Source organism: Bacteroides sp. An279 (genome assembly GCF_002159615.1).
Taxonomy (GTDB): Bacteria; Bacteroidota; Bacteroidia; order Bacteroidales; family Bacteroidaceae; genus Phocaeicola; species Phocaeicola intestinalis.
Map to the genome: position 1 here is coordinate 1 of NZ_NFJA01000120.1, position 9,319 is coordinate 9,319.

Genomic DNA, 9,319 nt, shown 5'->3' on the forward strand with positions numbered 1-9,319 from the left:
CTCCTGTTCTTCGTCAGATAGCCCGCTATCTTCCTCATCACAAAAGCGAAAATGCCTCAAAAACTCATCCCAAATCATCGCACGATAAATTCAAAACAGCTTCTAAATCTACATGAAGTTACAGAGAAAAACATTTATGAACAAATATTCAATTTTTCTACAGACATTTACCAAATAAAAAAGTCCTGATTTCCAACGAAATCAGGACTCAAGTCGGGGTAGCGGGATTCGAACCCACGACCCCCTGCTCCCAAAGCAGGTGCGCTAACCGGACTGCGCTACACCCCGAATGGTCATTTTTTCAAAACCGATGCAAAGGTAATGGTTTATTTTGTAACCTGCAAATTTTTGGCAATCTTTTTTTCCAAAAGCAAACACATCTATTTTTTAAGGCATCTAACTTTTGATGGACTTTATCTGCCTTTCCGCTTCTGTTATTTGCCAAACAATCCGCTATCTTCCTCATCACAGCCTCTCCCAGCCTCCTCATAAAGGAAGGTCGGGAGAGACTCTCAAAAGCCAACCCAAATCAGCGTACGATAAATCCAAAACAGTTTCTTTAATCTTCACCCCCGTACATTCTTGCCCGCATCGCCTTAATATGGTCGGACGCAATATATTCGTCATACTCCATCATCTTGTCAATGATACCGTTTGGCGTAAGTTCAATGATACGGTTCGCCACGGTCTCGATAAACTCATGGTCGTGCGAGGCAAAGAGGATATTTCCTTTATAAATCTTCAGGTTATTGTTAAATGCCTGAATCGACTCCAAGTCAAGATGGTTAGTAGGCGTATCTAATATCAGGCAATTGGCGTTGCGAAGTTGCATACGCGCAATCATGCAACGCATTTTCTCGCCTCCCGAAAGTACATTGACTTTTTTCAACACTTCTTCTCCAGAAAAGAGCATGCGGCCTAAGAAACTTTTCATATACACTTCGTTTCCTTCGCCATATTGGCTTAACCAATCCACCAGATTCAGATCGCTATTAAAATAACTGGTATTATCCAATGGAAGATAGGCTGTGGTAATCGTCACCCCCCAGTTATAATGTCCTGCCTGAGGCTTGCGATTGCCGTTGATAATTTCGAATAAAGCCGTCATTGCACGTGGGTCCCGGCTCAAAAACACAATCTTGTCCCCCTTCTCCACCGTAAAGTTTACGTCGTTAAACAACACTGTGCCGTCTTCAGTGGTAGCACGCAACCCTGACACTTCCAGTATCTGGTTTCCCGGTTCACGATCCATAGTAAAGATGATGCCCGGATATTTACGCGAAGAAGGCTTGATTTCGTCCACATTCAGTTTTTCCAGCATTTTCTTACGGCTGGTGGTCTGTTTTGATTTTGCCACATTGGCAGAAAAACGGCGTATAAATTCCTCCAGTTCCTTACGTTTCTCTTCCGCTTTTGCCTTCTGATTCTGCTGTTGGCGTAAAGCAAGCTGACTGGATTCATACCAAAAACTGTAGTTCCCTGCAAAAAGGTTCACTTTCCCGAAATCAATATCTACCGTATGTGTACATACCGAATCAAGAAAGTGGCGGTCGTGACTCACCACCAAAACCGTATGCTCGAAATCGGCCAAATAATTCTCCAGCCATGTCACTGTATCCATATCCAAATCATTGGTCGGCTCATCAAGCAATAAGTTATCCGGATTACCGAACAAAGCCTGTGCCAGCATCACACGTACCTTTTCTTTTCCACTCAAGTCACCCATCAGAACATAATGCTTGTCTTCCTTAATGCCCAATCCGCTCAATAAAATCGCCGCATCGCTTTCAGCATTCCATCCTTCCAACTCTGCAAATTTCTCCTCCAGTTCAGCTGCCTTCAGCCCATCTTCGTCCGAAAAATCAGCCTTGGCATATAATGCTTCACGCTGCTTCATGATATCCCACAATACCGTATGCCCCATCAGTACCGTGTCGAGTACGGTATGCGTGTCATACTTAAAATGGTCTTGGCTCAATACTGAAAGACGCTCGCCAGGCCCTAAAGTTACACTTCCCTTCGTAGGGTCCAGTTCTCCTGAAATGACTTTCAAAAATGTGGATTTTCCAGCGCCATTGGCACCAATGACACCATAAATATTTCCATTGGTAAACTTGATATTCACATCGTTGTACAACACTCTTTTACCAAATTGAACGGCTACGTTTGAAACTGTTATCATCTTTTTACTATACCTATATTAAACTTATGTGGGCACAAAGATAAGAAAAAAAGGCAAATGAAATACAGAAAGCCTGCCAGTATGGCAAAAATTCATTACTTTTGCACCTGTTTTTCGCATGCCAGCCATTCAGGCACGGATTTTGTAGCGCCATTTTTCAGAACAAACAAAACATTATATAATTATGAGTACAAATAATCATAACGAAGAAGAAATCAAACAAGGCCAGGCCGAACAGCCTTCAGGCGAACAAACTGAGACAACATCTGAAAACAAGCAAGAACCCAATAAGAAAGAAGACGAACAAGAATTGACCGGTGAAGCAAAATTGCAAAAAGAACTGGAAACAGCCACAAAAACCATCGAGGAGCAAAAAGACAAATACTTGCGTCTGTCTGCCGAATTCGACAACTATCGGAAACGCACGATGAAAGAGAAAGCTGAATTAATCAAGAATGGAGGAGAAAAAACCATCAGTGCCATACTCCCGATTCTTGATGACATGGAGCGTGCCTTGCAAAATGCAGCAAAGACAGAAGATTTGGATGCCATCCGCCAAGGTATCGAATTGATTTCGCAAAAGTTCCACAAAGTGCTGGAGCAAGAAGGACTTCAGAAAATGGAACCAATAGGCGAAGCTTTTGACACAGACTATCACGAGGCTGTCGCATTGGTCCCTGCCCCCAATGAAGAGCAGAAAGGAAAAGTGCTGGACTGTGTACAAACCGGATATAAACTGAACGACAAAGTAATCCGCCACGCGAAAGTTGTTGTTGCACAATAATATAAAAAAGATTTGTTGATATGGCAAAAAGAGACTACTATGAAGTATTAGGGGTCGACAAGTCGGCCTCGGCAGATGAAATAAAGAAAGCCTACCGGAAGAAAGCAATCCAATATCATCCGGACAGAAACCCCGGCGACAAGGAAGCCGAAGAAAAATTTAAAGAAGCAGCAGAAGCGTATGAAGTCCTAAGCAATCCGGACAAACGTGCACGATATGACCAATACGGCTTTGCAGGCGTAGACGGAGCTGCCGGCGGAGGAGGATTCGGAGGATTCGGCGCAGGCGGAATGTCAATGGATGATATATTCTCTATGTTCGGTGATATCTTCGGCGGACGAGGAGGATTCGGAGGATTCGGTGGTGGAAGTGCCCAGCCACGCCAACGCCGATACAGAGGTTCCGACTTGCGAGTAAAAGTAAAACTCAGTTTGAAAGAAATTTCTACAGGAGTAGAAAAAAAATTCAAACTAAAAAAATACGTTCAATGTAGTCATTGCCACGGAACTGGAGCTGAAGACACAGGAGGCGTGGAAACTTGTCCTACCTGTCACGGAACAGGCAGTGTCACCCGTACCCAGCAAAGCATTTTCGGCATGATGCAGACCCAGTCTGTGTGCCCACAATGTGGAGGTGAAGGCAAAATTATCAAGAACAAATGCAAAGAATGTGACGGAGAAGGCATTGTCTACGGCGAAGAAATCGTAACGGTAAAGATACCGGCAGGCGTAGCCGAAGGTATGCAGGTCACTATCAACGGTAAAGGAAATGCCGGGAAACATAACGGTGTACCGGGTGATTTGCTGGTCTTGATCGAAGAAGAAAAACATCCCGAACTAATTCGTGATGAAAGCGACCTCATCTACAACCTCTTGCTAAGCGTGCCTACAGCGGCATTGGGAGGCACGGTAGAAATCCCCACTATCGATGGCAAGGCAAAAATCAAAATAGAGCCAGGCACTCAACCGGGTAAAGTTTTACGCCTGCGAGGCAAAGGGCTCCCTACAATTAACAGTTACGGATACAATACAGGTACGGGAGACTTACTGGTAAATGTCAGTGTATATATTCCTGAAAAGCTGAACAAAGAAGAACGCCAAGCGTTGGAAAAATGGCAGGAATCGGAAAGTTTCAAGCCCAACATGACCTTGAAAGAAAAAATATTCAAGAAATTCAGAAGCTTATTCGAATAAATACGCTTTTGCTGATACCATCACAGCACCCACAGACGACACAGTCTTTTCAATTGAGAAACTGTTGTGAATTTATCGTGCGATGATTTGGGATGAGTTTTTGAGGCATTTCTGCTTCTATGATGAGGAAGATTGCGGTCTGTCTGACGAAGAAAGAAGCGGAAAAGACAAAAAACGCCCAAAGCACACACGAAGACGAATACATCAAGCCAAAAAACTTTTTGTAGAATTCCCGAACAGTTTCTGAAAATTATTTTCTGTGTAGCCTGTGTGGCTTGCGTTCAAAATACTGTTATTAATCCTCATCTCATATGAAACCAAAAGAAATTCCGGTGCTGCTCCTTACCGGCTATCTGGGCAGCGGAAAAACCACTTTAGTAAACCGAATCCTTTCCAACAAACGGGGTATCAAATTTGCCGTCATTGTAAATGATTTAGGCGAAATAAACATTGATGCTGACCTGATTCAAAAAGGAGGTGTCGTAAATCAAAAAGATGACAGCCTGGTATCCTTGCAAAACGGATGTATCTGTTGCACACTAAAGACCAATCTGATAGAACAGTTGTTTGAGCTGATGAAAAGCCAGCGATTCGACTATATCGTCATTGAGGCTAGTGGCATTTGTGAGCCGGAACCCATCGCACAAACCATCTGTTCCATACCTTCACTAGGTGGTGCCTATGCAAAATATGGCATTTGCCGGCTGGATTGCATCGTAACGGTAGTAGATGCCATGCGTATGCAAGACGAATTTGCCTGTGGAGATAACCTGACACGCAAAAACATTGACGAAGAAGATATTGAAAACCTGATTATCCAACAAATCGAATTTTGCAATATCATCCTGCTCAACAAAGCTTCTGAAGTAAAACCCGAAGAATTAAACCGTATCAAACAAATAATCCGTACAATTCAGCCTGCTGCCGAAATCATCGAATGCGACTATGGGAATGCAGACCTCGATAAGTTGCTAAATACACAGATGTTTAATTTCGAACGTGTGGCAACATCTGCCGGATGGATTCGGGGCATTGAAAAAGCTGCGACCGAAGAAGAAGAACGCGAAGCTCACCTACAAGCTGCCGAAGGACATCACCACGATGAAGACGGACTTCACGAAGAAGAAAATCATCACCATCACGAGCATCACCACCACGATGAGGGTGAAGCAGAAGAATACGGTATCGGCACATTCGTGTATTACCGTCGCCCTGCCTTCGACATTCATAAGTTAGACCGCTACATCGCTACCAAATGGCCGAAAAACATCATCCGTGCGAAAGGGGTATGCTACTTCAGCCATAACCGCGACATGTCTTATCTTTTCGAACAGGCAGGAAGACAAAAGCAACTGCACGAAGCAGGCTTATGGTATGCCACCGCACCCGAAGAAGACTTGGTCAAACTGATGGTGCAAGAGCCTGGGTTAATGCGTGACTGGGATGAAAAGTATGGAGACCGCATGATAAAACTCGTTTTCATCGGGCAACATCTCGATAAAGCACAAATCACACATGATTTGGATGAGTGTCTGGAATATTAACATCTAACACAACCAATAAAAAACAATATGGAAATAACAAGTGCCCAATTCGTTGTCAGTAATTCGCGGGCGGATATGTGTCCGGACGGAAATCTGCCCGAGTATGCTTTTATCGGACGCTCCAACGTAGGCAAGTCCAGCCTCATCAATATGCTGACCAATCACTCTAAGTTGGCTATGACTTCGTCTACTCCCGGAAAGACATTACTCATTAATCATTTTCTCATCAACAATTCGTGGTACCTGGTTGATTTGCCTGGGTATGGCTATGCACAGCGAGGGAAGAAGGTAATGGAAAATATCAAGAACCTCATCCAACATTACGTATTGGAACGAATACAGATGACATGCCTGTTTGTACTGGTTGACAGCCGGCTTGAACCTCAAAAGATAGACTTACAATTCATTGAGTGGCTGGGTGAGAACAGCGTGCCTTTTGCGCTTGTATTTACCAAATCCGACAAACAAAGTGCCGGAAAGACTAAGCAAAATGTAGAACGTTTTCTTGATACCTTGAAAGAGCAATGGGAAGAACTCCCCCCCTATTTCATTACTTCATCCGAAAAAAAGACAGGAAGACAAGAATTGCTGGATTACATCGAATCAGTCAATCGCACATTACAATAAGTCCCAAGTCATGTCATTTTGTCAGGAATCAATTAAACACATAAAAGGTCATCCCTAAAAATTTTGAGATGACCCTTTATGTGAAATCAAGACCTTTTAAAAGAACCTTTTAAAAAATCACACCCAACCGGAAACCGGCATTATTCTGTCCATCAATATCTTCACTGGCTAAGGTTTCCGCTTTATTGGTCATATAACTATAATAACCTGCTATGTGAAAACCTAAACGATGACCTTTAAATGGGAAAATGCGCAAACCGATTTCAGGCGAAGCATAAAATCCCCATGGATTATCATACACCCCTCCTGTACCATAATAGGTGGTATAACGCGTATATGCTGCTCCCAGTTTCACACCTACATAAGGCTTAACTACCTTACCATTATATATACTATACGAAGTTGTAAGTCCAAAAGGTAACTGATAAGCCGAACGTTGCTGGTCAGTCGTCAGCGATTCAGTAGGGGAAAGTTGTAAAGTTTGCCTGCCTACATACCTATGATTGGTGTGGAAATTTATAAAGCCTCCTATCGCCCAACGTGGAGCCACATTATAAGTAGCCTCAAAATTCATCCCCCACCCGCTGATTTTATCTGCAAAATCAGTAGAATATGGAGCATTTACCTGCCAGTCGATAGTAAAATGCATTTTACGGGCATCCCATTGAGCATATCCCTTTGCGACTCCACACAGCATTACACAACAAGCTATTGCAAAACTTCTGAATATCATTGTTTTCATAATTTAATCCTCCTTTATTATTTATTGGTACTCAAATAAGCCGACTGACTGAAAGCCTGGTCCACACCATCCAACAACAACTGCATATTCACACGGTTGCTCCCGAACTGGAACCCCGAAGCACTGGCATACCATACTACAGGAATCTGACGCTGATTGTTGTCTGCATCCTGTCCTGTCAAATCCACCATCTCTAAAATCAAGGCTTGCGTGTCATAACTATAACTTACCGGATAAGGATAATACCATCCGCCCCAGCCGGCTCCCCAGTAAAAAGGATCCCACCAGCCTCCCCAATAACCGCCGGAAATGACAGTATTGGTCTGTGACACATACGATAATTGTACACCTACATCAGCATTACCTTTTTGAGTCGGATCAGTAATACGCTGGTAACCCAAACGGTTCATCTGATTTTCTACTTCACCGACTATAGCCAGTGCATTGTTGTCGGTCCAATACGAAGCATGTATATCACCTGCCTCCAAAATACTATCAGGCAAATAATATGTAACATACTTGCTGAAATCAACGCTATTGTCATGATCGGTATATACTACCAAATCACTGTCCAACTGCCCCATATCCGGGTCTTTCTCGCATGCGGCCAAGCTCATTAAAGCAATTATACCGAATGCCATAAACAAATTCTTTTTCATATCTGTCTTTCCATTTAATTAAATCATAAAAAATGTCACGCCAGTTTCCTGGCCAATCCATCACATTCCATCAAAACGAACGTCCTTTAAATACTGTACTCTTATGCAAAGGTAACAAAACACCATTCAAAGTCAAACGGTTCGAATTAAAATTAGGGAAGATTTCAACCGATGCTTGATTGGAACCTTTCATCATGCCAATTTCCACTCTTGCCGAAATTCCCGCTCCCATTACATTCATGGTCAAACGCAAATTGCCTTTCTTGTCTTCTTTCACTTCATAAGAAGATACCGAACCGTCTACCGTTACACCTCCCAGCCCGTTCGGTCCACTGACTGGAATATTAAAAGCGACCTGTACAACCGCCTTTTCACCATCTACAGATACAAAATTTGTATTCGAATTGACATATGCCATCTGTCCATACTTGAAGACAACTTTGTCGGCTTCTAAAGTAAATGCCTTGTCATTCAAGGCTTGTTTCGCTTCTTCGAAAAGCAAGCTGTCCAATTTGGCTTGCATTTCTTTCTTTTCTTCACGAGTCAATTCACGTTCTGTTTCTTGGGCTTGAAGCACACCAGTGCTTAAAAATGCCACACAAATGACTAAAGTTGATAAAATCTTTTTCATAATCAATCTCTCCTCTTTTTTGTTTAATGTTTGTCTATAAAACAAACTCAAAGTCCTTTTACTGCGGAATATTAGATTAAAAAAATATAAAAGGAAGCAGAAGCTTAATCTATATCAAGATTATTCGTATCTTTAAGTGTATAAATCTTAAAACTCCATCATTATGAACAACATTTCAGATATCACCATACTGGTAGCCGTCATTGCCCTTGCCCTTTGGCCAATTGTATTGTTCTTGATTCGCATCATACACGAACGAAAAAAACGGCTGGAACATCTGGAACAAATGACCAAGGACGAACTAGATGAAATCAGTACAAAACAATTGGTAGTCAGCACCTTGAAAAAGATAGGATGCCAACCCGAGGAAAACGAGGAAGGACACATCGCCTTCAAGTATCAGGGAGACGATTTCTACATTGCCGCCGAAGAAGAAAACCGTTTCATCATGATATGGAATCCATGGTGGGGCTCTATCAATACCGACAACGAAGCCTTCCCTGTATTGAAAGAAATAATCAACCTGGTCAATGTCAATTCGCTGGTCACTACCGTTTACATGGCAGATGAGGACGGGAAAACCGTAGGACTGCATTCGCGTTGCCATACATACTTTTCGCCCAACGAAGGAGAACTGGAAGAACACCTGAAAATGTTGCTCGACTTTTTCTTCGACACACACAACGCCATCAAAGAAAACCTGAACCAACTGGGTAATGCTACCGTAGCTGAAGAAGAGAAAAAGGAACGGGTTAAAGTAAAAGGATTCGCCGCATACAAGGAAAACACAATGCCCATCGAGACGAAAGCGGAACAAAATGCATAAAAAGCATTTGAAACTGTTTTGAATTTAGAAGCTGTTTTGAATTTATCGTGCGATGATTGGGGATGAGTTTTTGAGGCATTTTCGCTTCTGTGATGAGGAAGATAGCGGGCTATCTGACGAAGAACAGGAGC

General features: G+C 42.7%; 10 protein-coding genes and 1 tRNA gene. 6 read left to right on the top strand and 5 right to left on the bottom strand.

The genetic code is table 11. The annotated features are described in order from the left end of the window. Positions 1-213 precede the first annotated feature (213 nt). Both B5F78_RS15085 and B5F78_RS15090 read right to left on the bottom strand, forming a co-directional pair. Positions 214-288 (bottom strand) — tRNA-Pro (locus B5F78_RS15085). A gap of 271 nt (positions 289-559) precedes the next feature. Continuing rightward, complete coding sequence (locus B5F78_RS15090) at positions 560-2,182, bottom strand: ABC-F family ATP-binding cassette domain-containing protein (protein ID WP_087208120.1); 1,623 nt, start codon at positions 2,180-2,182, stop codon at positions 560-562. A 184-nt stretch (positions 2,183-2,366) separates the two neighbouring features. On the opposite strand from B5F78_RS15090, the gene B5F78_RS15095 reads away from it, so the two are divergent. The 5 genes from B5F78_RS15095 (at position 2,367) to yihA (ending at position 6,330) form a co-directional block, all read left to right on the top strand. Next, entirely contained in the window at positions 2,367-2,966 is a 600-nt protein-coding gene (locus tag B5F78_RS15095) for a nucleotide exchange factor GrpE (RefSeq protein ID WP_087247030.1), read from the top strand. A 20-nt stretch (positions 2,967-2,986) separates the two neighbouring features. Further along, positions 2,987-4,159 (top strand): molecular chaperone DnaJ, encoded by a 1,173-nt coding sequence (dnaJ, locus tag B5F78_RS15100; protein ID WP_087398299.1) that lies wholly within the window; start codon positions 2,987-2,989, stop codon positions 4,157-4,159. Between the two features lie 82 nt (positions 4,160-4,241). Further along, a complete protein-coding gene (locus tag B5F78_RS17375) occupies positions 4,242-4,406 on the top strand; it encodes a hypothetical protein (RefSeq protein WP_158098037.1) in 165 nt (54 codons plus the stop codon). A 64-nt stretch (positions 4,407-4,470) separates the two neighbouring features. Beyond that, positions 4,471-5,703: a CobW family GTP-binding protein gene (locus tag B5F78_RS15105; RefSeq protein WP_087208126.1), complete on the top strand. Its 1,233-nt coding sequence runs from the start codon at positions 4,471-4,473 to the stop codon at positions 5,701-5,703. Positions 5,704-5,730: 27 nt separating this feature from the next. Next, positions 5,731-6,330 (top strand): ribosome biogenesis GTP-binding protein YihA/YsxC, encoded by a 600-nt coding sequence (yihA, locus tag B5F78_RS15110; protein WP_087407115.1) that lies wholly within the window; start codon positions 5,731-5,733, stop codon positions 6,328-6,330. A 109-nt stretch (positions 6,331-6,439) separates the two neighbouring features. Here yihA and B5F78_RS15115 read toward each other — a convergent pair whose 3' ends face one another. The 3 genes from B5F78_RS15115 to B5F78_RS15125 all read right to left on the bottom strand — a co-directional run bounded on the left by B5F78_RS15115 (position 6,440) and on the right by B5F78_RS15125 (position 8,362). After that, positions 6,440-7,072, bottom strand: coding sequence for an outer membrane beta-barrel protein (locus B5F78_RS15115; protein WP_087208129.1), 633 nt, complete (start codon positions 7,070-7,072; stop codon positions 6,440-6,442). Positions 7,073-7,089: 17 nt separating this feature from the next. Next, entirely contained in the window at positions 7,090-7,731 is a 642-nt protein-coding gene (locus tag B5F78_RS15120; RefSeq protein ID WP_022039415.1) for a DUF4136 domain-containing protein, read from the bottom strand. A gap of 70 nt (positions 7,732-7,801) precedes the next feature. Further along, positions 7,802-8,362 carry a DUF4251 domain-containing protein gene (locus tag B5F78_RS15125; protein ID WP_022039414.1) on the bottom strand — a complete coding sequence of 187 codons (561 nt, stop codon included), beginning with the start codon at positions 8,360-8,362 and terminating at the stop codon, positions 7,802-7,804. Positions 8,363-8,534: 172 nt separating this feature from the next. Here B5F78_RS15125 and B5F78_RS15130 point away from each other — a divergent pair, with 172 nt between their 5' ends. Next, entirely contained in the window at positions 8,535-9,188 is a 654-nt protein-coding gene (locus B5F78_RS15130; protein WP_162608568.1) for a YbjN domain-containing protein, read from the top strand. Positions 9,189-9,319 lie beyond the last annotated feature (131 nt).

Excerpts from the sequence above, each read along its gene's own strand:
- B5F78_RS15090 (WP_087208120.1), bottom strand. The coding sequence starts at position 2,182 with ATGATAACAGTTTCAAACGTAGCCGTTCAATTTGGTAAAAGAGTGTTG.
- B5F78_RS15095 (WP_087247030.1), top strand. The coding sequence starts at position 2,367 with ATGAGTACAAATAATCATAACGAAGAAGAAATCAAACAAGGCCAGGCC.
- dnaJ (WP_087398299.1), top strand. The coding sequence starts at position 2,987 with ATGGCAAAAAGAGACTACTATGAAGTATTAGGGGTCGACAAGTCGGCC.
- B5F78_RS17375 (WP_158098037.1), top strand. The coding sequence starts at position 4,242 with ATGATTTGGGATGAGTTTTTGAGGCATTTCTGCTTCTATGATGAGGAA.
- B5F78_RS15105 (WP_087208126.1), top strand. The coding sequence starts at position 4,471 with ATGAAACCAAAAGAAATTCCGGTGCTGCTCCTTACCGGCTATCTGGGC.
- yihA (WP_087407115.1), top strand. The coding sequence starts at position 5,731 with ATGGAAATAACAAGTGCCCAATTCGTTGTCAGTAATTCGCGGGCGGAT.
- B5F78_RS15115 (WP_087208129.1), bottom strand. The coding sequence starts at position 7,072 with ATGAAAACAATGATATTCAGAAGTTTTGCAATAGCTTGTTGTGTAATG.
- B5F78_RS15120 (WP_022039415.1), bottom strand. The coding sequence starts at position 7,731 with ATGAAAAAGAATTTGTTTATGGCATTCGGTATAATTGCTTTAATGAGC.
- B5F78_RS15125 (WP_022039414.1), bottom strand. The coding sequence starts at position 8,362 with ATGAAAAAGATTTTATCAACTTTAGTCATTTGTGTGGCATTTTTAAGC.